The organism is Rhizobium sp. N621 (genome assembly GCF_001664325.1).
GTDB classification, from domain to species: Bacteria; Pseudomonadota; Alphaproteobacteria; order Rhizobiales; family Rhizobiaceae; genus Rhizobium; species Rhizobium esperanzae.
In genome coordinates, this window is the sequence record NZ_CP013495.1 from 3,375,839 (window position 1) to 3,398,778 (window position 22,940).

The 22,940-nt window shown below is 59.4% G+C and carries 18 protein-coding genes and 1 pseudogene; 11 read left to right on the plus strand and 8 right to left on the minus strand.

The annotated features are described in order from the left end of the window. Positions 1–1,521: 1,521 nt before the first annotated feature. Positions 1,522–2,589, plus strand: a complete 1,068-nt coding sequence (locus AMK00_RS16400) for a cyclic nucleotide-gated ion channel (protein WP_064811098.1) — start codon at positions 1,522–1,524, stop codon at positions 2,587–2,589. A 694-nt stretch (positions 2,590–3,283) separates the two neighbouring features. Here AMK00_RS16400 and AMK00_RS32600 read toward each other — a convergent pair. Then, positions 3,284–3,430, minus strand: a pseudogene (locus AMK00_RS32600) (DUF1515 domain-containing protein); the annotation flags it as partial. Positions 3,431–3,776: 346 nt separating this feature from the next. Here AMK00_RS32600 and AMK00_RS16405 point away from each other — a divergent pair. From AMK00_RS16405 to AMK00_RS16420, 4 genes are all read left to right on the plus strand, one after another. Further along, positions 3,777–5,759 (plus strand): acyltransferase family protein, encoded by a 1,983-nt coding sequence (locus tag AMK00_RS16405; protein ID WP_064811099.1) that lies wholly within the window; start codon positions 3,777–3,779, stop codon positions 5,757–5,759. 298 nt (positions 5,760–6,057) lie between these two features. After that, a complete protein-coding gene (locus AMK00_RS16410; RefSeq protein WP_064811100.1) occupies positions 6,058–7,911 on the plus strand; it encodes an adenylate/guanylate cyclase domain-containing protein in 1,854 nt (617 codons plus the stop codon). Between the two features lie 134 nt (positions 7,912–8,045). Then, positions 8,046–9,563, plus strand: a complete 1,518-nt coding sequence (locus AMK00_RS16415; protein ID WP_064811101.1) for an FAD-dependent oxidoreductase — start codon at positions 8,046–8,048, stop codon at positions 9,561–9,563. A gap of 287 nt (positions 9,564–9,850) precedes the next feature. Next, positions 9,851–11,263 (plus strand): DUF882 domain-containing protein, encoded by a 1,413-nt coding sequence (locus AMK00_RS16420; RefSeq protein ID WP_064811102.1) that lies wholly within the window; start codon positions 9,851–9,853, stop codon positions 11,261–11,263. A 612-nt stretch (positions 11,264–11,875) separates the two neighbouring features. On the opposite strand, the gene AMK00_RS16425 is transcribed toward AMK00_RS16420, so the two are convergent. Further along, positions 11,876–12,157, minus strand: a complete 282-nt coding sequence (locus tag AMK00_RS16425) for a DUF982 domain-containing protein (RefSeq protein ID WP_064811744.1) — start codon at positions 12,155–12,157, stop codon at positions 11,876–11,878. A gap of 277 nt (positions 12,158–12,434) precedes the next feature. On the opposite strand from AMK00_RS16425, the gene AMK00_RS16430 reads away from it, so the two are divergent. Continuing rightward, positions 12,435–12,704 carry a BON domain-containing protein gene (locus AMK00_RS16430; protein ID WP_064811103.1) on the plus strand — a complete coding sequence of 90 codons (270 nt, stop codon included), beginning with the start codon at positions 12,435–12,437 and terminating at the stop codon, positions 12,702–12,704. A 60-nt stretch (positions 12,705–12,764) separates the two neighbouring features. On the opposite strand, the gene AMK00_RS16435 is transcribed toward AMK00_RS16430, so the two are convergent. Beyond that, a complete protein-coding gene (locus tag AMK00_RS16435; protein WP_064811745.1) occupies positions 12,765–13,307 on the minus strand; it encodes a GNAT family N-acetyltransferase in 543 nt (180 codons plus the stop codon). A gap of 272 nt (positions 13,308–13,579) precedes the next feature. Between AMK00_RS16435 and AMK00_RS16440 the strand changes: the two genes are divergently transcribed. Further along, positions 13,580–13,906: a GYD domain-containing protein gene (locus AMK00_RS16440; protein WP_064811104.1), complete on the plus strand. Its 327-nt coding sequence runs from the start codon at positions 13,580–13,582 to the stop codon at positions 13,904–13,906. Between the two features lie 173 nt (positions 13,907–14,079). Here the strand turns inward: AMK00_RS16440 and AMK00_RS33060 are convergent, their stop codons facing one another. Genes AMK00_RS33060 through AMK00_RS16460 form a run of 4 tightly spaced genes read right to left on the minus strand, consistent with a single transcriptional unit; the run spans position 14,080 to position 17,104 of the window. Next, positions 14,080–14,664 (minus strand): tetratricopeptide repeat protein, encoded by a 585-nt coding sequence (locus AMK00_RS33060; RefSeq protein WP_237350414.1) that lies wholly within the window; start codon positions 14,662–14,664, stop codon positions 14,080–14,082. A 45-nt stretch (positions 14,665–14,709) separates the two neighbouring features. Further along, complete coding sequence (locus tag AMK00_RS33065) at positions 14,710–15,219, minus strand: adenylate/guanylate cyclase domain-containing protein (RefSeq protein ID WP_064811106.1); 510 nt, start codon at positions 15,217–15,219, stop codon at positions 14,710–14,712. Positions 15,220–15,278: 59 nt separating this feature from the next. Then, positions 15,279–16,277 carry an ABC transporter permease gene (locus AMK00_RS16455; RefSeq protein WP_064811107.1) on the minus strand — a complete coding sequence of 333 codons (999 nt, stop codon included), beginning with the start codon at positions 16,275–16,277 and terminating at the stop codon, positions 15,279–15,281. Positions 16,278–16,309: 32 nt separating this feature from the next. Then, positions 16,310–17,104, minus strand: coding sequence for an ATP-binding cassette domain-containing protein (locus tag AMK00_RS16460; protein ID WP_237350481.1), 795 nt, complete (start codon positions 17,102–17,104; stop codon positions 16,310–16,312). A 187-nt stretch (positions 17,105–17,291) separates the two neighbouring features. Between AMK00_RS16460 and AMK00_RS16465 the strand changes: the two genes are divergently transcribed. Together AMK00_RS16465 and AMK00_RS16470 are read left to right on the plus strand one after the other, a co-directional pair. Then, positions 17,292–18,272, plus strand: a complete 981-nt coding sequence (locus AMK00_RS16465; protein ID WP_064804342.1) for an NAD-dependent epimerase/dehydratase family protein — start codon at positions 17,292–17,294, stop codon at positions 18,270–18,272. Between the two features lie 47 nt (positions 18,273–18,319). Further along, complete coding sequence (locus AMK00_RS16470; protein ID WP_064804344.1) at positions 18,320–19,312, plus strand: sugar-binding protein; 993 nt, start codon at positions 18,320–18,322, stop codon at positions 19,310–19,312. Between the two features lie 42 nt (positions 19,313–19,354). Here the strand turns inward: AMK00_RS16470 and AMK00_RS16475 are convergent, their stop codons facing one another. After that, positions 19,355–20,230 carry a LysR family transcriptional regulator gene (locus AMK00_RS16475; RefSeq protein WP_064804346.1) on the minus strand — a complete coding sequence of 292 codons (876 nt, stop codon included), beginning with the start codon at positions 20,228–20,230 and terminating at the stop codon, positions 19,355–19,357. Positions 20,231–20,354: 124 nt separating this feature from the next. Between AMK00_RS16475 and ampC the strand changes: the two genes are divergently transcribed. Further along, positions 20,355–21,509 carry a class C beta-lactamase gene (gene ampC, locus AMK00_RS16480; protein ID WP_082240323.1) on the plus strand — a complete coding sequence of 385 codons (1,155 nt, stop codon included), beginning with the start codon at positions 20,355–20,357 and terminating at the stop codon, positions 21,507–21,509. Positions 21,510–21,881: 372 nt separating this feature from the next. Further along, positions 21,882–22,862, plus strand: coding sequence for an NAD-dependent epimerase/dehydratase family protein (locus AMK00_RS16485; protein ID WP_064804350.1), 981 nt, complete (start codon positions 21,882–21,884; stop codon positions 22,860–22,862). Positions 22,863–22,940: the final 78 nt, after the last annotated feature.

The following is a 22,940-nucleotide window of genomic DNA, read 5'->3' on the forward strand; positions in this document are numbered from 1 at the left end:
GCGCCGATCACCGACCGATCCCGTCGAAGCGTCTGACGCCGAGCCTGTCGAGCGCCGGTTCGAATAGCGACCGGCGCCCGGGTTTGTCATGCAGCGCGCGCCACCGTCTGTTTCCGCTTTTTGCATTTCCTGAACCAGACGATCGCGAGCGCCTTCCACATCGGCCATCGCTTAGACATCGAAAGCTGTTCCGCTTCTTCCTCCGCGGCGGTGAGAAGATCCACGATTGCGGATCGAATGGAGCGCCCCGGTGGACAAAACACAAGCGCACCGGCCGCTCACCAACATCTACCGAACGAATGGTGAAGAAATCGGCAAGAAGCTGCTGCGGAAAGCCTTGCTCTGACATGGAGCCCGAAGCAGCGGAATGACTGGTGCACTTAGCACCGTTGCGCTTCCAAAGGCTTTGCTGACGAATTCGAGCGCCCACCGAAGTGCGCTCCACACCGCCAGCATAAGCTTTCAACTTTCCCGGGACACGGCCTCGCGTTGACTAGACGCTGGGTCTGGGCGGCCGTTTTCGGCCAACTCCTGGAACCGCCGTTCCGCTGAGACGAGCCGACTGGTTGACGCCAGCAACTCGTATGATCGTTGGATGAGAGCGCGGGAGGATTTCAACGGGTCGTAGGGGGGCTTGCCCATAGGTGCACACCGCTGTTTTGCAGGCGGGAGCACAGAATAACCCTCAGCCGTCAGCGCCTACGTTTTCGGTTGCCGACGATAGAGCGGATGTAGGGCCTTTTTCCGAAAAGTCCACCTTATCGACTTTCACAGGTGGGCGGCCAGCACGCCGCCACGCTTGCGGTTTATGAGAATGCACCGGGGCGGACTGTGCTATACGTTGAGAGCGCCGTGCCCGCGAGGGGCCGCCCTTCGAGCGACAGCCCCAGAGGCGCAAATCAGTTGCCGCACCTTCCATTAAGATCCAATTTGGCGAGCTACACGGGTTCCAAAGAGAGCCTGCGCTGGAGGAACTACGAGAAAAACGCCACCGCGCGGCGGATTGTTGACCACCTGAACCGGCTTATTGCGGACTTTACTACTTCACCTTTCGTCACATTACTTAGCTTAGGTCTTGGCAAGGTGGGTTTGATTTCAAGCGTTTAGGATACCGGAAGCCCCTACGCCGGGCGTTTCCTGTCGGGCGCGCCACCACTTCTCACGCTTGCCATCTTGGAAATGGCTCGGAATCCGTGTGAGAGGGGTGACCGACCTAACCGGAAGCTCGGAAGGAGCTTTCTAAAAAAACCAATTTTAATCAAATAGTTGAAGGATTCGCCGCTGCATACGTGCGTTTGCGGCCGACCCTTGATATAGCCGCTGCCCCGTTAGCGTCGCACAGTCAGAAGGTCACGCGCTCCCTTTCGCTGTTCGGATGATCTACATTCCCCGTGAAATGTTGTAACGCGATTCCGGCTGCCAAATTCTTTGGTGCGAAGACACATTGCATCAGTCCCCGTTCCCTTGTGTGTGGCCCGAAGGTATCTATTGTCCACGAATGCCGGGCGTGGGGAGTATGTAATGTCGGCAGTGCCTTTCTCAAAGATTTCGACGCCGCTCAACGCGCTGTTCGCTACAATCGGTCTCCTGGTCGTTGCCGCACTGACGACGCAGGGCCTTACTGGACAGGAGAGGCTTGTCTTTGAGCTGCTACTTGCGGCAATTTGGCTGGTCTATGTTCTCCAACTGGGCGGCACATTGCTTTCACGACGGCGCCGCCTGTCGGGGGATATGACGGCCCTCGTGATCGATTTGCTCGCGGTTCTGGTTCCGGCTGCTGCATTCTTGTTGGTTGGGTCCCGTGATCGAGAACTCTATTGCGCCATTTGGCTTCTCAAGCCGTCGCGCGACTCGACCTTCTTCAGGCTGCTGGCAAAGGTGGTCGCGAATGAATCGCGCAATCTGCTTGGCGTGACATCGGTGTTCGGCATCGTTCTTTTTGGCGCTGCGTTGGCCGGTTATATCATCGAGCGAGACGTCCAGCCCGATAAGTTCGGCAGCATTCCGCAGGCGATGTGGTGGGCGGTCGTGACGCTGTCGACGACCGGCTACGGTGACGAGATCCCGCAGAGTCTTGCAGGTCGAGTTCTGGCCGGATTGGTGATGATGAGCGGGATCGGTATTTTTGCTCTTTGGGCCGGCATCCTCGCCACCGGCTTCTACGAAGAGGTTCGCCGCCAAGACTTCGTTCGCAACTGGCAATTGGTCGCTGCCGTACCCCTGTTCCAGAAGCTTGGTTCCGCTGCACTGATCGAGATCGTTCGGGCGTTGCGACCGCGCATTGTCCCCGCAGGTGCCGTGATCTGCCGCAAGGGCGATGTTGGCGATCAGATGTTCTTCATTGTCGAGGGGCGGGTCACCGTGGCGACACCCGACCATCCAGTGGAACTCGGTGCCGGAAACTTCTTTGGCGAGATGGCGCTGATCAGTGGCGATCCTCGCTCAGCGACGGTCAGCGCAGCAACCGAGGTATCGCTGCTGTCGCTCTACGCCGTGGATTTCCAGATATTGTCGAGCAATAGTCCGGAGATCGCGGAGACCATCCGCAAGACGGCGCTGGAGCGGCGGGGCGGGCCGCCGAGGGAATAACCAAAGCCTGATGGCTGCGGCATTGCCGCGGCCGGTGGAGGTGGCGCCTTGACCGGCTCATAGCGCAGCATAGCTGCGCCGGCCGCGGTGTCGTGCTGTCGAGTAGCTTCAGTGGAAGCTGTCGGCCCGCCGGTTTGAAGGCTTCGCTCGCAGCTGGAGCCCCAAGCAGCGCAACGATTGGTGTGGCTGATTGTGAGAGCGAGAGTGGCCGCCCAACGTACAGGAGATACAATGCTTGGGGTGAGCAAGTGATCGCTGAGCAGCCCGCCCCAATGATACGAAATATTACTGCAAGTAGAAGTCAATTTGTGTTTTCGTGCGAAATCCAAAAATAGATCCATTAGTTGAAAAACACATTTGTGGACGCAGAACTGTTAAAAGTAATATTATTGAAAAAATCTCCAGCTTGTGCAAAGTAGTCGTTGCAGCGCCCCGACGCATTGTGCCCACAAACACCCCCATTCCTTGATCCCCGCTCTTGCGGGTTTCTTTGGTGCAAACGGAACCCGTTGCATCGAGAATAAATAATCTGTCCAAAATCGCACAGGAACCAGGATGGCCGCCAATCGTTATCGCATTGAGACCGCGCAAGATGCCTGCGCTCGCAAGCCTCTGACTACCGACGCGCGGTTTCGTCCTCAACTGATTGCCCCGTCTCGGCGGGGCTTTTTTTATCCAGAGCGCACGACACGGTTCAGTTGATCTTTGGCCAGTGCCGCACCCAAGTCACCGATATAAGTGACAATGCCGCCGATTGTGAGGCCGGCGAAGGCGATCAGGCCTGAAATCCCGAGCCAATCGCCTTCATCCTTTTCCACTCCTCGAAAGCGGGCTGGACCGCCTTACGGTCTCGATCACCCCGGTCCTCGTAGCTGCGACTGTTGTTGGCAGCCTGTCTCCGGCAATGAACGCCTCAGGGGCGAGCGCCCTCAGTGACACGTCAGAAATCAAGCCAGCCTGTTGCGAAGGTAACTGCGGTTGCATCGCTCCTTCCGATTGCCCATCGAGGGTTCCGGAATGCTGATTTACAACAGCACAGAAAATAAAGATTGAAATCGGTCCCGCCCCCAAAGCTTTTATCAGGCCGTACTGTTCTCCCTCGAAGATCTCTGTGTTAGGTCAGCCCAAAAGCGCCACCCCTGCGCGCGACCAAACTACGCTCTCGATATCCAAGGCAGGCGTTAGCATTGAAGGTTTACCGACCAGAGATTGACGGCCTAAGGGCCATATCGGTGATCGCGGTTATTCTCTATCACGCCGAGTTCACGGTTGCCGGCCACACCTTGCTTCAGGGTGGATACATTGGCGTCGACGTATTTTTTGTGATCAGCGGCTTCCTGATTTCCCAGATTTTGCTGACGGAAATCGAAGCGACGGGGCGTATCGATTTCCTGAAATTCTATGCCCGGCGCGCCCGGCGAATTCTGCCTGCATTGTTCGCAGTCATTTTCGCGACGATGCCCTTCGCCTATTATTTTTTATTGCCGTTGGAACTCACGGACTACGCGAACTCCGTAGGTTCTTCGCTCCTGTTCGGATCGAATATCTATTTTTATTTCACTGCGGCCCAGTACGGCGAGCCCAATACCCTTCTCAAGCCTTTTCTTCACACCTGGTCATTGAGCGTCGAAGAGCAGTTTTATATCGCCTTTCCGGTCTTGTTGCTGATCGTGCGCCGATACCTGAAATCAAAGTTTTTGCCATGCGTGTTGATGGCGGCCGCCCTCAGCTTTGCATTCTGCTTCGTCACTGTACGGCACGATCCGCAACAGGCCTTCTATTCGCCGCTCACCCGGGCCTGGGAACTGCTGGCCGGAACACTTCTCGCCTATTACGAGCTGAGGCGTGGGCGCCCTCGCCCCCAGCCGTTGCTCGCAGCGGCCGGGCTTGTCCTCGTTCTTGGTTCGCTCATCCTGTTTAAAAAGGGCACGGTTCATCCTGGCCTGGTCACTGTCATCCCGGTCTTTGGGACCTGTCTGGTCCTGGCATTCGCCAGCCGTGAGAACGCGGTCGGGCGCCTGTTGGCTTCTCGGCCTGCGGCACTCACCGGACTGGTGTCCTACTCCTTATATTTGTGGCACTATCCGGTCTTCGCCTTCACGCGGCTGACAAGCTTGCATTTCGATAATGGTGACAGGCTTCTCGCCGTCGCAGTGACGGTGCTGGTCTCGGTCGTCAGCTTCGTCGTCATCGAAAAGCCCCTGCGCCACACCAGGAGAAGCCGCGCTCTCTGGATCACCCTCAGCTCCTCGGTTGTCACCATCGCGGCTGCTGTCCTGTCAGCAATCACTATGGCCGGCTTTCCCAACAGATTGGATGACGTCTATTCACCTGTCGCGCAGGCGAACGAGGCGCGGCTCGAAAGCACTTTTCTGAGCTTGAACGATAACATTCAGGCTGGGAAACCGATTATCTTCATCATTGGGGACTCGCACGCCAGAAACTGGTCGATCGCGCTGAAGAATTACATCGATACCGACCGATATCAGATCGTCGCGGTCAGCTACTTGAACTGCATGGTGGAAATCAAGAACGATATTATTAAGGCTCCCTCTCGCGCCAGCATTTACGACAAATACTGCATTCCCTTTGAAAAATATATCAACGACAAATCGCTGCTCAGCCGAACCAAAGCAATCTTCCTCACCAGCCTTCGGCCTTTCGAATACCCCGTCAACCCGTTCAGGTTCGAGCTCATTTCCTGGATGAAAAGCCATTCGGATAACGCGCGCGTTTTCGTTTTCGGAAATTATTTCCAGCTCGACGAATTGCACTCGTGCCTGGGACTGATGTTTCAGAGAAAATCCGATGCCTCCATATGCCTGCGGGAAGCGAGCTATCCGCCGCCCAACCAGCCTTTGGAGCAACTGCCATTTTTCCCGTCCGGTCTTCCGTTCACCTACATCGATATCGTCAAGCTTCACTGCGATTACGACAAGGAGAAGTGCCTGACCAGCAGCAAGGGTGTTCCGTTCATCATAGACTGGAACCATATGACGGCAGAATTTCTGACGACCTTGATTGGCGACATTCTGGAAAAGAGAACCGCCGATCTGGGGAGCGACGGTCTGCTCGATTTCCTGGTACCGCCGCACGCCACGCAAGCCGAACGAACGGCAAGTTCTCAGCCGAACGCCAGCGCCACGTCTGCCGCTTCTCCATCAAATTAGATCCGGATTTAGGCATGCCCATCGTCTCGATGAGTTGGTTCTCGTCGCGCATGACATGGAAGCAGACGATGAGCGTCCTCCGGTTCCCCTTCCGGTAGCGCGGGTCGCTCCAGCCGATCGAGCCGTCATACATTCCGGTGACCTCGATCGGATACCGTGCCGTTCCATTCCCGGTTTTAGAGCCGCAGCGGCGTCGGGCACCACCGGTCGCACGCTGACGGATTTATTAGCCATCGCTGAAACATGCGGCAAAGTCGTGTATAATGTATGGGGAGATTTCATGTCGGGGGATTGAGACATGGAGCGCAGGTTATCTGCAATTCTAGCCGCCGACGTGGTCGGATACTCCGCACTTATGGAACAAGACGAAGCGGGCACATTTGACCGTCTTCGAGCGCGCCGCACCGAGCTTTTTGAGCCCGAGATTGCGCGGCATCATGGGCGCATCTTCAAGCTCATGGGCGACGGCCTCCTCGCGGAGTTCGGCAGCGTGGTCGACGCGGTCGAATGTGCCGTGTCTCTGCAGCGCGGAATGACCGAGCGCAACGCCTCTGTCCCTGAGGAGGACAGGTTCAACGTCCGCATTGGTATCAACATCGGCGAAGTGATCGTGGACGGCGACGACCGCTATGGCGAAGGCGTGAACGTCGCGGCCAGGCTGGAGCAACTCGCGCCACCGGCCGGGATCTGCGTTTCCGGCAAGGTGGCGAAGGAGGTCGAGAACAAACTCGCATTTACCTTCGATTCCATCGGACGGCAGAAGGTCAAGAACATCGAAGAGCTTATCGATGTCTACCAAGTGCGCATCGACGCCGCGCCACGCCCACGCATTCGACACAAGCGCAGGATCGGCCGACAATGGTGGGCCATCGGGGCCGCGGCAACCATCGTCGCCTTGGTGGCCGCATGGATGGCGTTACAGAATCCGCTGACCATCACCTCTCCTGCAGGTTCCGGGACGATTCCTTCTGTCGCCGTATTGCCCTTCGCTGATCTCAGTGCCGACAAGAGCCTTGGGTACATGGGAGAAGGGCTGGCGAACGACGTCATCGCGATCCTCTCGCGCTTTTCTGACATTGCGGTCGTCTCGCGAACTTCGTCGTTTGCCTATGAGGGCAAGCAAGGCGACATCCGCCAGATCGGCAAGGAGCTGGGCGTCGGCTATGTCGTCGAGGGCAGCGTACGCAAGGAAGGCGATAGAGTGCGCATCGTTGCACAGCTTATCAACACCAAAACCGGAGACCATGTCTGGGCGGACCGCTTCGACAAAACGGGAACTGACCCATGGGCGCTTCAGGATGAGTTGACCGGCAAGATCGTGGGCGCGATGACGGGCGAGTTCGGAGCCATTCGCAAAGCGGACTACAGTCAGGCCTGGGGTAAGGATAGCACCAATCTTGCTGAATACGACTACTACCTGCGCGCGGAAAGCCAATTGAACCTCTACACGAAGGAAGGTATCGAACGATCCGGTGAGATTTCACGACAGGGCCTGCAGACATTCCCTGGCTCCCCTCTTTTGACCGTCGAATGGGGGTGGTCTCACTGGTTGAACGCTGCGCTGCTCTACAGTTCTGACCCGCAGGACGATCTTCGGGAGGCGGAGCGACTGGTTAAACAGGTCCTCGCAGACAAGAATCTGAGCCCGCAAGTGGTGAGACTGGCAAACTGGCTCAACGCTTGGCTCCTGACCCTCAAAAGGGACCATGATGGCGCTGTTGCGGCAATGAACAAAGCCATTGCGGTGGCACCCTATAATGCGTTCACGCTTACCGACGCAGGGAGTATCTTTCTACAAGCCGGTCAAACCGAAAAGGCGCTGGAGCTGACCGACGCTGCAGCCGCGCGGGACCCTGCGCTATCTTGGTTTTTCAACTATGTGCGAGGTTTTATCTACATCGTGCTTGGCAAAAACGAGGACGCAGTTGAGGTCCTGAAGACAACGGATTTCGCCGACGCACCGTTGCAACTAGCCATCGCCTATGTGCGTCTTGGACGCGAGGCAGACGCCCGAGCTGCCGTCGAGAAGATGCTCAAGTCAGCTCCGACTGCGACGATCCAGTCGTGGCGGCAGACCTGGAACTTCCGAGATCCTTCTATTATGGATCACGCCGCAGCAGACCTTGCGCGCGCCGGCCTTCCGCCGCAATAGGCTGTCGATGGTATTCGGCCTTCGTGGCGGATTCCATTCGCCGCCGTCTGCCAATGGGCAGGTTTGGCAGGGTCCCGGCGGAACTTTTGCGTGCCTTCTTCAATTTAGGAAATACTTGTTCGGAGATGTGCGCCATGAATGTGAGCGACGAAAGAACTGTCTCCTTGTGGGCCTCGCTCAGGGTTATGCCCGACGCCACTCCACTCACTGGGAATGATGAGGCCGATGTCGTTGTCATCGGCTCCGGAATTGCCGGCTTGTCGGTAGCCTACGAACTCGCCCTTGCAGGACAGAAGGTTGATGTCATCGATCGCGGCCAGATAGGCAGCGGCATGACGGCCCGCACGACCGCGCATCTGTCATCCATATGCGACGACTATTTCTCCAAGTTGATTGATCTTCGAGGGCGCGACCTGGCTCGCCGGTTCTATGAGAGCCAATCGGCGGCGATCGACCGTATAGAGGCGATCCGGGTGACCGAAGGTATCGACTGTGATTTCAGACGTGTCGACGGGTTCCTGTTTCCATCGTCCCAAGGAGAGGAAACCGATCTCAAACGCGAATTCGACGCCGCACTGCGAATCGGCGCCGCGGTCGAGAAAGTCACAGGCCTGCCATTTGCGGGGTGCGCTGCGACACCCGCGCTTCGTTATGCCAGTCAGGCGACATTCCATCCGCTCAAATATCTCCGTGGGCTGACGGCGGGCATTCGCGCTCGCGGCGGCAAACTCTTCTGCGACACAGTGGTCGAGCAGGTCGAGGAGACCGAAGGCGGTGTTCGTGTGTCGACGGACTCCGGCTTCAGCATCACCGGCAAATGGGCAGTGGTCGCCACCAACTCGCCGATCAATGACCGTGTCGCCATTCACACCAAGCAAGCGCCGTATCGGACCTATGCGATGGCCTTCGAGATCGAACGCGGGGCGATCGCAGATGGGCTCTATTGGGACATGGAAGATCCCTATCATTACGTGCGTCTGCAACCCGGTGACGGCGCGACGGACTTTCTCATCGTCGGCGGTGAAGACCACAAAACAGGCGCCGTCGACGATGCCGGAGAGCGCTTCGCCGCCTTGACGGCCTGGACCCGGCGTCTGATGCCGGATATTGGAGCCGAGACCCATCGCTGGTCTGGGCAGGTGATGGAGACGATCGACTACGCCGCCTTCATCGGCCGCAACCCCGGCAATCAACGCGTGTTCGTCATCACCGGCGATTCCGGCGAAGGCATGACCCATGGCGTGGTCGCTTCACTGTTGATCCGCGATCTCGTGCTCAATGGCGACAGTCCGTGGCGGGAACTTTACGAGCCCTCGCGGAAGACGCCCCGGGCGATCGGCGATTACCTGATGGAGAATGCGACGGCGATCAAGAATTTCGCAGAGTATGTCGCGCCTGGCGAACTCGATTCCGTCAACAAGTTGCAGCCCGGTGAAGGCGCCATTGTCCGGGAGGGGCTGACCAAGATCGCCGCCTTCCGAACAGAGGCTGGGGTGCTCTACAAACAATCGGCATCTTGCACACACATAGGCTGCCACGTGCACTGGAATTCCCTTGAGCGCTGCTGGGATTGTCCTTGCCATGGCTCACATTTCGCCGTCGACGGCACCGCTTTGAATGGCCCGGCTGTTTCGCCGTTGGCCGGCATTTGATAGTCCCTTTTGTTGCTCATTCAGGTCCCGTCAGGCGGGCAAGATGATCAGACGGCGACGGCCAGCCTGAGCGGAAGGTCGTGCCCTGAAACTGTTCCTCACGCATACGGGCGAGAGGGGCGCGACGGAAGGTTCGATCCAAACCGCCTCACCCAGATCAAGCTTAAAGTGGTGCGCACATTCACGAGCTTGACGCCTCGGGCGGCCCACATCTTCAATTCGCCAAACCTCCACATGCGCTCGTTAGCATTTTGTTGACCATAAGCTGGCTTTACTAGGCCTGATGGATGCGGAGGTTTCCGCCCGTCGACAATGTTTGGTGTGGGACGGGATTGTTCGTGTTGGAGTATTCACAGGGTTTATCGGGTGAAGCCTTGGGCGGAATTGCCGCGCTCCTGTCGCGTGCCAAACGCTTCGCAGCGCAGACCGTTCTGCCGGCTCTGTTTGCGCTGCCGGCACTTGCCGGGTCTGCATCCCTCGCCTCGGCGGAAGATCGGGCGCTGAAGCTGTTCTTTACCCATACGGGCGAAAGGGCGACGATTACCTACAAGCGGGATGGAAGATTCGATTCAAGGGGCCTCGCCCAGATCAATCGCTTTCTGCGCGACTGGCGAAGGAACGAGCCGACCCGGATGGATCCGCGGCTGCTCGACCTGGTCTGGGAGGTGTATAAGAAGAGCGGCGGCAGGGATTACATCCACGTCGTCTCCGCCTATCGTTCCCCTGCCACCAACAACATGCTGCGCAACCGCTCGCGCAGCACTGGCGTCGCCAAGAAGAGCCAGCACATGCTGGGCAAGGCGATGGATTTCTACGTTCCCGGCGTGAAGCTTGCGACACTGCGTGCCATTGCCATGCAGATGCAGGTCGGCGGTGTCGGATATTATCCAACCTCGGGATCGCCCTTCGTGCATCTCGACGTCGGCAATGTCCGGGCCTGGCCCCGCATGTCCCGGCAGGAACTCGCGCGCATATTCCCGAATGGAAAGACGATGCATCTTCCGGCCGATGGCCGGCCCCTGCCGGGATATAATCAGGCGGTTGCGAACTACAGGAAGCGCGTCAGCTCCAGCGCGATCGAGATCGCCGGCACCGCCGGAGAAGACGAAGACACGGGAGCCTCCGCCACCCCGAGCGGCGGCACCACAGACAACAAGCTGGTGACGGCGCTGCTGCCGACGTCGAGAAGCCGGGCCTTGGATGCGCTGGCGCAGCAGACCGGCGCGGTCGAGCGGGATGACAAAGGCTCCGTTCCCGACCTTTCATCTCTCCCGATTCCGATACCGGCGATGCGCCCCCTCGCCCTCGACGCGGGCGCGGACGATAAACTGGTGACTGCCTCGATCGGCCCGATTGCAGCACTTCCGGAGAGACGGCCGCCCGCATTGCCGGCTCACGCTCGTTTCCATCCCGTCGTTGCCGCACAGCAGACCTCCAGGCAGGGCACCGACATGATCGCCTCCCTGCCGATGACCGCGTCCTGGGAAGAAGCAGATTTCCTTGGATCGACGTCCGAAGCGGCGCTGATGCAATGGGCGCTGCATTCTCCCGGGGCGGCTATCGGATTGAGCGCGCCTCGCCTTTCCCCACGCACGGTCCATCGCGAGGCGAATGTCGCGGCTTCAGACGAGAATCCCGTTCCGGTCGCCGCCACAGGTCCGTTCGACGCCAGCCGGTTTTCGTCGCTCCCGGGGGGGTGACCACAGGAAAACGACAGGTGCATAGGGGCCGGAAGGCGTTTCTAAAATTGCGCCAGAGAATTGCTCCGTTGCTGTGGGACAAGGGCGGAGAGCCAATGGTGACACTGAAATAACAGAGATGCTCTTCTCTCCGTTCGCGATCAGATCAACAGAGCGATCAAAATATTTCAACGCAAGGTTTGAAATATATCATCACTCGCTGAGCGTTTCCGAGCCGTATCGACAAGATCATAAGTCGTAGGAACTTCTTCAATGCCGGCGAGTTAAGAGTGCGGATGTGATCGTCGCTCAGTCGACTTCGCATTTGTCCTTTCAAACTCTTCGCAGCCCCGCAATCCAGCGGGGCTTTTTTTCACAAGTACTTTGCTCTGTACGACACCGTACGGAAACTCTTGCGGCCCGCGGGCGTTTCTTGCTTCGGATCGCGCAGAGGGAGCCTCTCCTGTCTCCGCGCGCACCCCTATGCTCTGTGCGATCCACACTACCCCCGAGACACCCTTCTGACATCCGATTGCGAGCTGCGGCAGGGCAGCGGCAAGCTATCGCCGGCCGCCCCACCATTTCATCCGGCCGAACGGCGCTGTGCATATGCCGCCGGCTCATCTCACTGTCTCAGTGAACAACCGCGATCACCCGTACTCCGGCTTCCTCCGCGGCGCGAATGAGTGCGGCGCGCGCCACATCGGGCGAAATGTTGCCCTGGATCGCGTCCAGGCAGGTCTTTACAGCCGCTATATACTCCCGGCCGTCATCCGTCGGCCAGGCGGCGATAAGAGCGCCGGCGACCTCGCCGAGCGACCGGACCAGCCTGTGTTTTTCCTGACCGTCCATCACAAGCATTAGAGGCGCGAAGTCTTCGCTCGTGTGCCAGTCCACGATGCCGACCGTCTGTATTGCCATTCGTTCATTTACCCTCCACAAGAAACCTTTCCCATCCGCTGAAACGCGGACGCCGGGATCGGCAAGTTGGCGCTTCGCCAGGAGGTCTCGGCGGTGCTTCGCGACGACCAGGACCTTCCCGAGATGTCCTTCAATCGGACGGGAAGCATCTAAGGCAGGTGATGCCGGGGAAAAGCCGGACCTAAGTCGGACTGGAAGGGCGGCACCTGCGGTTCATATAACAGATGCATGTAACCTGAAGGTCCGTGGAGGGGCGGAACGGGAGGAGGAGATGAAGTTCGGCCCCAACAACAACCACGAAGAGCGCTTTTCGCAAGGCCACAGTTCGGCAGCAACCATCGCAACAATCGAAGCAGCCCTTTCCGCTGATCCCGACATCGACAGCAGCGCTATCGAAGTCAGGATGCTCGGCCCTGTCGTGCTGCTCGAAGGCTATATAACAAAGACCGCCGACCGCGAGAAAGCCATCTCGCTGGCGGCGATGATCGTCGGTGAGGAGAATGTCCACGACCGGATGCTGAGCCGTTTCCCCACGCAGTAAAGAGACGACGGAAGCAGTCGACCGGCCACAATGCGACGACGGCAAAAAGAGCGTTCTCGCCTAGGCTTCGAGCGGCCTTCGCATTCTGATCAGGGGAACGCTTGCGCCGCCGCGTGCGTCTTCCACGCGTTCAATGGCGCGATATCCGCACGTGCGATAGAGCGGTTCACCCGATAACGTCGCCATCAATTCGATTTCCCGGAAGCCTTCCTTGTGCGCCGCCGCCTCGCAGAGCGCCATGATCAGCCGGCCGATGCCGCGTCGTGTAAAGTTCGGGTGCGTGTACATCGCCCTGATGCGGGCCGGGTCTCTGGCAGGATCGAGGAGAGCGGCATCGCGACCGGGCGTGCGATCGCCGCCATAGAGCGTTGCGCGTCGGCTCCACCCACCACACCCCACCAGAACCCCGTCGATCTCGACGACAAAATAGGTGCCGTCCGCAACCAGCTGGCTATCCAGGCCCATGATGGCGCGGCTCGAAGAAATCTGTTCGGCCGTCAGAAAGGGTTTCTGGTTCTCCGCGATAGCCGCATCCATCAGCAATTTGAGGTCGTCCAGATCGCTGTCGCTGGCCAGTCGATGACTGAGTTGCTGTTGTTCCATCTCCGCCGCCTTTGACGGTTCGGCCAGTCTGCGCATCCGGGCGGGCAGCCGCGCCGTTGGCCATTCTAACAAGCGCGACCGGTGAATTGAAGCGGGATCTCGCGGTCAAGCCACGCCCGCGATCAAGCCCAGATCTCTTTTCATAGCCCTGCCCCTCTGATGCAACAGCAGCTGGCGGTGCGGACGCAGGAGAGCCGGATAGCCACATTGAGTGACTCGCCTTCCTCTTGGCTTGGGCGTTTACTCTATCGCTCTGGCGGAGGAAGCAGACCATGGCCATGTATCTCACGCGCTTCAGCTACACGCCCGAGACCTGGGCGCGCATGATCGAAAATCCTGAGGATCGCCGAGAGGCGGCACGCAGCTATATCGAATCCGTGGGCGGCAAACTCCATGGATTCTGGTACGCCTTCGGGGAGCATGACGGATGGAATTTGTGGGAGGCGCCTGACAACGTATCGATGGCGGCCGTCACGCTTGCGATCGGCGCCGGCGGCGCGCTCAGCTCTATTGAGACCACCGTGCTCCTTGAAGTCGAGGATACGATCCAGGCCTTGGGAAGAGCGAAGTCGATCCGGTACCGCCCACCGGCAGCGTAGGCTGCGGTACACCCACCTTCCGGACTCCGTATGAGTCACGCTCATAGGCGGCTGGGGCAGAACCGGCATGACTGCTCTCGGCGGAGCACACCGGCGCTTCATCGTGGTTGTCCGACACGGACCGAGGGTCAGACGATAGGTGTCTTTTCCTGCCAAACTCATTGCCGCACTCATCAAGCAGGCAGCCCCGCGAGCTTCAGCGCGTCGCGCAGGTGCAACATGTCGTCTGCCCTTTCTAGGTATGAAACATCGATAAGCCAGTCGGTGTATTCAGACGGACCTGCGGTTGGGTCCCCGCACCATCGCTTACCGACGGCCCTTACGAACGCCTCTGCGCAGCTTTTCGCATCCTCAAGCCGATCAAGTTGCGCGTAGGATGCGGCACGCCAAGCCATATCGCGCGGCTCCGTTTCTGGCGTGTCGAAAGTTCGCTGTTCGAGGAGAAGTGCCGCTTCGCTGTACCGGCCGCCAAGAAACAGAAGCCGGGCCTTGTAGTAGTTATACCAGCTTGGATGCAGCGTGTTTAGCCGGCAGGCTATCTCCGCACCTGCCAATCCCAATTCTGGACGACCTAGCGCTCCTTGCAGCGATGCCCAGAGGATCAGGATCGTCGCGTCGTTGGGGTTCATAGCCTTTGCCAGATTGAGATGATGCTCTGCTCTTTTGAAGTCCCGCCAGGTCATCGATATGTAACCCAGCGTACATTGCACGCGTGGATCGCTGGAATCGAGGGAGAAAGCGGTTTCGGCAAAACGCAAGGCCTTAATCCGATTTTCTCTTGTGCGATATGAATTGAGATCCGCTTAGCGGCAGATGATAGGCTTTGATAGGCCGTGAATGTTTTTGAGATGCTGCTCTCCAACGTATTCGACCGTTGCGTCAATCTTGCCGGCGAGGTGCTCGTACGCGGAGCCCGACATCAGGACGTCGCCCGGTGGGCACAATTGTTCCAGGCGCGCGGCGATGTTGACCGCATCCCCTAGAAGGTCGTCCCCCTCAACGACGACATCCCCGAGGTTTATCCCCATTCGGTAGACAATGCTGCTGTCAGGGTCGGACGATCTCCGATGCTCTGCTGCCGTATTCTGCATGGCAATCGCGCAGGACACAGCTTCGACCACCGAGGAAAACTCCGCGATAAACCCGTCGCCTGTCAGTTTCACCAGCCGTCCCGAATGTGCGATGATGAGCGGCTGAAACGTCGTGGCCTGCAGCTCGCCAAGGGCAGTAAGCGTCTTACCCTCATCCTTCTCCACAAGCCTTGAATAGCCGACGACGTCGGCGATCAGAATAGCTGCCAGCCTTCGCTGCAACGCATACCCCTCCGTCAAAGATGGCCGAGTCAGACCCTGCCCGAGGCAGAAGAGGACTTCTACTCGCTCTGCCTGAAATTGCGGATCCGGTCGAACAGCACCGCCAGCACGATCGCGCCGCCGATAAAGGTCCCCTGCCAGAAGGCGTTGATGCCGAGCAGGCCGAGGCTGTTGCGGATCACTTCGATCAGCGCCGCACCGACCAGGGCGCCGAAGGCGGTGCCGACGCCGCCGGCCAAATTGGCGCCGCCGATGACGGCGGCGGCGATGACCTGCAGCTCCATGCCGGCGCCGATATTGGTGGTGACGGCGCCGAGCCAGCCGGTCTGGACGATGCCGGCAATGCCGGCGGACAGCGCCGAGATCATGTAGACGGCGACCTTGATGCGGCGCACCGGAACGCCGGTCAGTGTCGCGGCGTGTTCATTGCCGCCGATGGCGAAAATATAGCGGCCGAAGCGCGTCCAGCGCAGCACGAAGCCGGTCAGAAGCGCCAGAATGATCATGTAGAGGACCGGATTGGCGATGCCGAGGAACCAGGCGCCGCCGCCGAGCGCCAGGAGCTTGTCGTGGTCGGGACCGAACTGGAAAACGACGGTGTTGTTGGAGGCGACCATGGCCAGGCTGCGCGCCACCGACAGCATGCCGAGCGTCACCACGAAGGGCGGGAAATCGAGATAGGCGATCATCACGCCATTGAAGGCGCCGACGACAAGCGCCGTGCCGATCGCGGCCGCTATGCCGATTTCGATGCCATAACCGGCATGCATGGTGACAGCCAGCACCATGCTGCAGAGGCAGAGCACCGAGCCCACTGACAGGTCGATGCCGCCGGTGATGATCACAAGCGTCATGCCGAGCGCAATGATGGCGACGAAGGTGACGTTGCGGGTGATGTTATAGAGGTTCTTCGCCGTCGCGAAGGAATCGGTGGCGAAGGACAGGAAAAGGCAGGCGAGAATGACGGCGACCAGCACCCAGAAGGTCTGGCTGCCGACAAACTCCGAAAGCCGGCTTCGCTCTCTCTGCGCAATCGTCTGGTCAAGGGTAACTGCCATTGCTGCCTTCTTTTCTGCCCGTGTCGCGCCGCTCAAACCTGTTCGATGGCGCCTGTTATCAGACCCGTCACTTCCTCCGGCGAACTCGACGCGATCGATTTGTCGGCGACTTTCCGGCCGCGGCGCATGACGATCACCCGATCGGCGACGGTAAAGACGTCCGGCATGCGGTGGCTGATCAGCACGACCGCGATGCCGCGGTCGCGCAATTCGCGGATCAGGTTCAAGACCTCGGCCACCTGGCGGACCGAAATCGCAGCGGTCGGCTCGTCCATCAGCACGATCTTCGCTTCCGACAGCATGGTGCGGCCGATCGCCACCGCCTGCCGCTGGCCGCCCGACATCTGCTTGACGAGGTCGCGTGGGCGGGTTTCCGATTTCAATTCCTTGAAGATCTCGCCGGCGCGCCGGTACATCGTCTTGTAATCGAGGATGCGGAACGGGCCGACACCGCGGCGGAGCTCGCGGCCGAGGAAGACGTTGGCCGCGGCGGTCAGATTGTTGCAGAGCGCCAGATCCTGATGGACAATCTCGATGCCGTGCTGGCGCGCCTCGACCGGCCGGTGCATGACGATCTCCTTGCCGTCGAGCCGCATCGTACCCTCGCTCGGCCGGAAGTTGCCGGCGATCATCTTTACCAGCGTGCTCTTTCCCGCGCCGTTATCGCCCATCAGACCGACGACCTGGCCGGCTTCGAGCGTAAACGACACGTCGTTCACCGCCTGGATGGCACCAAAATGCTTGGAAATATTGGTAAGTTCGAGAACCGCTGCCAGCCGACCACCCTCCCCGGAACCCGCAGGCTGCCGTCGCGCACCGGACGCCAGCCACCTGCAATCTCGCTCTCCCGATCTCCTCCCGAAAAAGCGATTATGATCATTTACGCAAATGGCCGAGGAATGGTCAATAAAATCTCGGCCTAACCGGCCCGCTCAAGCAAAAATCTACTTCGCCGCGCAAATACAGATTGACGCCGGAAACGCTGGGATATTAGCTGTTGCTGGGAGAGAGACCATGCTGATCCTTGTCACCGGGGCTACGGGCAAGGTCGGGCGGCGCTTCATATCTGGGCTGCTTGACGAGCCGAAGTTTTCCAATGCACGCATTCGCGCGCTTTGCCACAACCGCGTGATCGAAGAGTCCGACCGCATCGAGGTCATCAAGGGTTCGATCGCCGACAGCGCCGTCGTGACAGCGGCGATGGCGGGCGTCACCCATGTGCTGCATCTCGCCACCTGCAAAGAAACGCCTGACGATGTGATGGATGTTACCGTCAAGGGGCTGTTCTGGCTGCTCGAGGCCTTTCGCCTAAACCCGACAGCGCGCCAGTTCATCCTCATCGGCGGCGATGCCGGCATCGGCCATTTCTTCTATCGTCACGACGGGCCGGTGACCGAAAAGACGCCGCATCGGGCATATCCCGGCTGCTACGCGCTCTCCAAGGTGCTTGAAGAGGTGATGCTGGAGCAGTTCGCCATCCAATACGGCATAAACAGCTGCTGTCTGCGCGCGCCCTGGATCATGGAGAAGGACGATTTCAAGTTTACCCTCTCTTTCGGCGACGACGTGTTCGGCGGGCCGGATTGGAAGAGCCTGGTGCCGCCGGCCGATGCGGAACGTTATGCGCGCGACGGCACGGTGCCGCTGCTGCGCGATGCCGACGGGCGGCCGCTGAAGCGCAATTTCGTCCATGTCGACGATCTCGTCTCCGCGATCCTGGCGGCGATCGACAATCCGCGTGCCGTGGGCCAGCTCTTCAACATCGCAATGGATCGGCCGGTCGATTACGGCGAAGTCGCCGCTTATCTCGCCCGCACGCGCGGGCTCGGCTCCGTCGACATCCCGAGTGAATACCACTCGAACTGGATGGATAACAGCAAGGCGAAGTTCCTCCTGGACTGGCGCCCCGTCTACGATCTGGAAAAGCTCATCGATTCAGCCTGGGAATACCGGCGTTCAAGGGAGGAGCCTCGTATCGTCTGGTATCCCGGTTGATAACAGGGCGGACGAAGGCGTCCGCCTTTTCAAAAAGGGAGGAAGCTATGAGGAAGGCATTATTGCTGGCTGCTGCTGCAGTCCTGGCGTTCACGGCCGGTGAGGCCATGGCCGCCAAGAAGCAGCTGGTCATCGTCGTCAAGGGCCTCGACAACCCGTTCTTCGAGGCGATCAACCAGGGTTGCCAGAAATGGAACAAGGAAAACGCCTCGGCCGAATATGAATGCTTCTATACCGGCCCGGCATCGACCTCGGACGAGGCCGGCGAAGCGCAGATCGTCCAGGATATGCTCGGCAAGGCCGATACGGCGGCGATCGCCATCTCGCCGTCGAACGCCAAGCTGATCGCCCAGACGCTCAAGACCGCCAATCCGAGCGTACCCGTCATGACGCTCGATGCCGATCTGGCGGCCGAAGATTCGGCTTTGCGCAAGACCTATCTCGGCACCGACAACTACCTGATGGGCGCCAAGATCGGCGAATATATCAAGAAGGCCAAGCCGAAGGGCGGCAAGATCTGCACGATCGAAGGCAATCCCGGCGCCGACAACATCCTGCGCCGCGCCCAGGGTATGCGTGACACGTTGAGCGGCAAGAAGGGACTCGACGCCCTTAAGGGCGAAGGCGGCTGGACCGAGGTGGCGGGCTGCCCGGTCTTTACAAATGACGACGGCGCCAAGGGCGTGCAGGCGATGACCGACATCCTCGCCGCCAATCCCGACCTCGACGCCTTCGGCATTATGGGCGGCTGGCCGCTGTTCGGCGCCCCGCAGCCCTATCGCGACCTGTTCAAGCCGATGGCCGACAAGATCGGCAAGAACGAGTTCGTCATCGGCGCCGCCGACACCATTGGCGATGAAGTGGCGATCGCTAAGGAAGGCCTGGTAACCGCGCTCGTCGGCCAGCGGCCGTTCGAAATGGGCTACAAGGCGCCGACCGTGATGATGGACCTGATCTCGGGCAAGAAGGTCGATGATCCGGTCTTTACCGGGCTGGACGAGTGCACCAAGGATACGGTCGATACTTGCATCCAGAAATGACGCCTCAATCGGAGCGCCCATTCCGGTGGGCGCTCCCCTGGATTACCTTTCGATTTCCGAAAAGATCCAGTCGGAAAAAGCGCGCATGGCCGCCGTGACCGGCCGCGACTGCAGGCGCGTCAGCCAATAGCTTCCGAGCGAGATGACGGTGGCGAAGGGCTGCACGATCGCACCCGAGCAGAGGTGCCTTGAAAACATCGAGGGCGGGGCGAGCGCCACGCCGAGCCCCTGCAGAGCCGCCTCCATCATGCCGACGGAGGAATCGAAGACGATGCCGGCATTGACCTGGGCGGCCGGCGGCACGCCCGTGGCCTGGAACCAGGTGCTCCACTCATCCGTGCGATAGCTGCGAAGCAATGTCGCCCCGGCAAGGTCTGCCGGCGATCGGAGTTCGTCGGCCAGTTTCGGGATGCAGAGAGGCGAAAGCGGCGCTTCGAACAGGCGCTCAGCCTGCGTGCCGTGCCATGAGCCGCTGCCGAAGCGGATGGCGAAATCGAGCCCTTCCGCCGCCGGATCGACGCGGTTGTTGTTGGTGGAAATGCGCAGATCGATGAAGGGATGCCGGCGCTGGAAATCCGCAAGCCGCGGCAGGAGCCAGCCGACGGCGAAGGTTCCGACGACACCGAGGAACATGAGCTCGCGCACCTGCCCGGCCTCGATCCTGTCGAGCGTCTTCGCCATCTGGTCGAAGGAGGCGGTGACCGTTGGCAGCAGCGCCTCGCCTTCCGCGGTGATCTTCAAGCCGCGGGGAAGGCGCTGGAACAGCGCCACGCCCAGCCGCTTCTCCAGTCCCTTGACCTGCTGGCTGACGGCCGCCTGGGTGACACAGAGCTCGATTGCAGCGCGGGTGAAGCTCAGATGTCTGGCGGAGGCTTCGAAGGCGCGGAGACTGTTCAGCGGGAGGAATGGACGAACCATGTAAGCCCTAGATTTTCTTTTATCTCCCGCGAGATATCATCGTTTGTGATCGGAAAACAGCGCCTTTAAACGCGGTCTGAGTGCGCTTCAAGCTCTGTTGACCGACCTTTGGAGGATGACTGATATGAAGATTATTGGGATAGGAATTTTATCGGCCGCTTTGATCCCGGCATGTGCTTGCGCAAGCGGCTTTGCCGCCGATGCCGCGAAAGTGCGGACGATCGTCGACGCCGCGATCAAGCCGGTCATGGAGAAAAACGCCATCCCGGGCGTTGCCGTCGGCATCACCGTCGATGGAGAGCAGCATGTCTTCACTTATGGCGTCGAATCGAAGGAGACCGGCCGGCCGGTGGCGCCGACGACGCTGTTCGAACTCGGATCGATCAGCAAGACTTTCACTGCGACGCTGGCATCTTACGCTGACGCGAAGGACGAATTTTCGCTCGACGGCAAGGTGAGCACATATCTGCCGGCGATGAAGGGCAAGCCGTTCGGCGATGTCGCGCTGATCAATCTCGCCACCCATACCGCCGGCGGATTTCCGCTGCAGCTGCCCGATGACGTCAAGACCGAAAAGCAGCTGCTTTCCTATTTCGCCGCCTGGCAGCCCTCCTACGCGACGGGGACGCAGAGAAGTTACGCCAATCCGAGCATCGGCATGCTCGGCTACATCACGGCGAAGGCCATGGGCGGCGATTTCGCCGCCCTGATGGAAGGCAAACTGTTTGCCGCTCTCGAATTGAAGAGCACCTTTATCAAGGTGCCGAAGTCGCGGCTGGCCGATTATGCTCAAGGCTATAAGCGCAGCGGCGAGCCGGCGCGGCTGACGCCGGCTCTGCTTTCCTCCGAAGCCTATGGCGTGAGATCGACGGCCGGCGACATGATCCGCTTCGTCGGCGCCAATATGGGCCTGGTCAAACTCGACGAAACGCTGCAGCAGGCGATTGCCAGGACCCATACCGGATATTTCAGCGTCGGGGCTATGACCCAGGATCTGATCTGGGAGCAATATGCCTATCCCGCCACCCTGGCGAGCCTGCTCGAGGGCAATTCGGCCGCTATGCTGAAGACAATTCCGGTCTCTGAGCTCAGGCCACCGATTAAACCGCGTGACGACGTCTGGATCAACAAGACAGGCTCGACCAACGGCTTCGGCGCCTATGTCGCCTTCATTCCCAAGGAGCGCCTCGGCATCGTCATCCTGGCCAATAAAAATTATCCCAACCAGGATCGGGTCGCCGCCGCCTATCAGATATTGACCGCGCTTGCGGTCGACTGATCGGAAATGGGCGCAATCGGCGTGACGGACGCCGGAGCGGGCTGTTTGCGCGTCGGCCTTGATGCACACCGACGGCAATGCGCTGAATCAAGTGATCGTCTCGAGTCGGACCTTAGCCCGATGCGCGACTGCACCCTTATGATAGAGAGCGCTTGGCGACTGACGGACATGCTGTAGTCGAGCCGGCTGCAGCATGTCCGTCAGTCCGCAACTTCGCCCCGCAGTACACAGGGTGATACTACCTTAAGTACTGCAAATTAATAATTAAGATTAACGCGCGAGTATTTCTTAGAATTTCTCTAAGCAATTGCCAGTCCTTATAGGGAATGCTAATAGACAGTTACTTTTTTGAAGTCATCAGGGGCAATGCAAATGAAAACTGTATTGATTTCGGGCGGAGCTGGTTTCATCGGATCGCATCTGTGCGATCGACTTCTGCTTCGGACTGACCTTCAGAAACTCGTCGTTGTAGACAATCTTTGGACCGGACTTTTCGAAAACATCGAGCACATCAAGGACCCGCGTTTCCACTTCGTGAAATCGGATGTCGAAACGCTGCAGACCTCCGATAAATTCGACGAAATCTATCATCTTGCCTCTCCCGCATCGCCGCCCTGGTATATGAAGGAGCCGAAGCGGACGATTTCCGCCAATCTTCTCGGGGCAATGCGGCTTCTCGATCTTCTGAAGAAGGGCGGTCGTTTCGGCTTTACCTCGTCTTCCGAAGTCTATGGCGATCCGCTTGTCTCGCCGCAGCCGGAATCCTACAAGGGCCAGGTCGACTGTACCGGGCCACGCTCGTCCTACGACGAGAGCAAGCGCTGCACGGAATCGCTGCTGTTCGAGATGCAGCGCACCCAGGGGCTCGACGTCAAGGTCATCCGTCCCTTCAACATTTATGGCCCCCGCACCCGCGCCGACGATGGGCGCGCGGTCTCCAACTTCATCACCCAGGCGCTCTCGGGCCGCCCGATCACCGTATTCGGCGACGGTCTGCAGTCCCGCAGCTGGGGTTATGTCGACGATATCGTCGACGGCTTCGCCCGTTATTTCTGGATAAACCAAACCGACTATAAGGGGCCGCTGAATATCGGCAACGATCGCGAGATTTCGGTTCTCGAGGTCGCACAATATGTCTCCCGCCTCGTCGGCGGCGTGCCGATCGTCTTCGAGCCCTCCCCCCCGCAAGATCCCACCAACCGGCGGCCGGACCTCAGCAATGCGAACTACGTCATGCCCGAGTGGTCGTGTAAGATCAGTTACGAGCAAGGCGTGGCCCTGACGCTCGAATGGTTCAGGGAAAAAATGAAGGCCGAGAAGCAATCATCACAGCTGCGCAGCGCACATCGTTGATGCTGACGGCTTGGGGCGACGCGCGGCCTTTCGGACGCGCGAAGGGTGCCGATATTCTGAACCGGCGCATCGTGCCCG

Bases quoted from the DNA above. Each gene is read 5' to 3' on its own strand.
- AMK00_RS16415 (WP_064811101.1), top strand. From the start codon at position 8,046: ATGAATGTGAGCGACGAAAGAACTGTCTCCTTGTGGGCCTCGCTCAGG.
- AMK00_RS16475 (WP_064804346.1), bottom strand. From the start codon at position 20,230: ATGGTTCGTCCATTCCTCCCGCTGAACAGTCTCCGCGCCTTCGAAGCC.
- AMK00_RS16470 (WP_064804344.1), top strand. From the start codon at position 18,320: ATGAGGAAGGCATTATTGCTGGCTGCTGCTGCAGTCCTGGCGTTCACG.
- AMK00_RS16440 (WP_064811104.1), top strand. From the start codon at position 13,580: ATGGCCATGTATCTCACGCGCTTCAGCTACACGCCCGAGACCTGGGCG.
- AMK00_RS16485 (WP_064804350.1), top strand. From the start codon at position 21,882: ATGAAAACTGTATTGATTTCGGGCGGAGCTGGTTTCATCGGATCGCAT.
- AMK00_RS16400 (WP_064811098.1), top strand. From the start codon at position 1,522: ATGTCGGCAGTGCCTTTCTCAAAGATTTCGACGCCGCTCAACGCGCTG.
- AMK00_RS16430 (WP_064811103.1), top strand. From the start codon at position 12,435: ATGAAGTTCGGCCCCAACAACAACCACGAAGAGCGCTTTTCGCAAGGC.
- AMK00_RS16420 (WP_064811102.1), top strand. From the start codon at position 9,851: ATGCGGAGGTTTCCGCCCGTCGACAATGTTTGGTGTGGGACGGGATTG.
- AMK00_RS16465 (WP_064804342.1), top strand. From the start codon at position 17,292: ATGCTGATCCTTGTCACCGGGGCTACGGGCAAGGTCGGGCGGCGCTTC.
- ampC (WP_082240323.1), top strand. From the start codon at position 20,355: ATGAAGATTATTGGGATAGGAATTTTATCGGCCGCTTTGATCCCGGCA.
- AMK00_RS16455 (WP_064811107.1), bottom strand. From the start codon at position 16,277: ATGGCAGTTACCCTTGACCAGACGATTGCGCAGAGAGAGCGAAGCCGG.
- AMK00_RS16435 (WP_064811745.1), bottom strand. From the start codon at position 13,307: ATGGAACAACAGCAACTCAGTCATCGACTGGCCAGCGACAGCGATCTG.
- AMK00_RS16410 (WP_064811100.1), top strand. From the start codon at position 6,058: ATGGAGCGCAGGTTATCTGCAATTCTAGCCGCCGACGTGGTCGGATAC.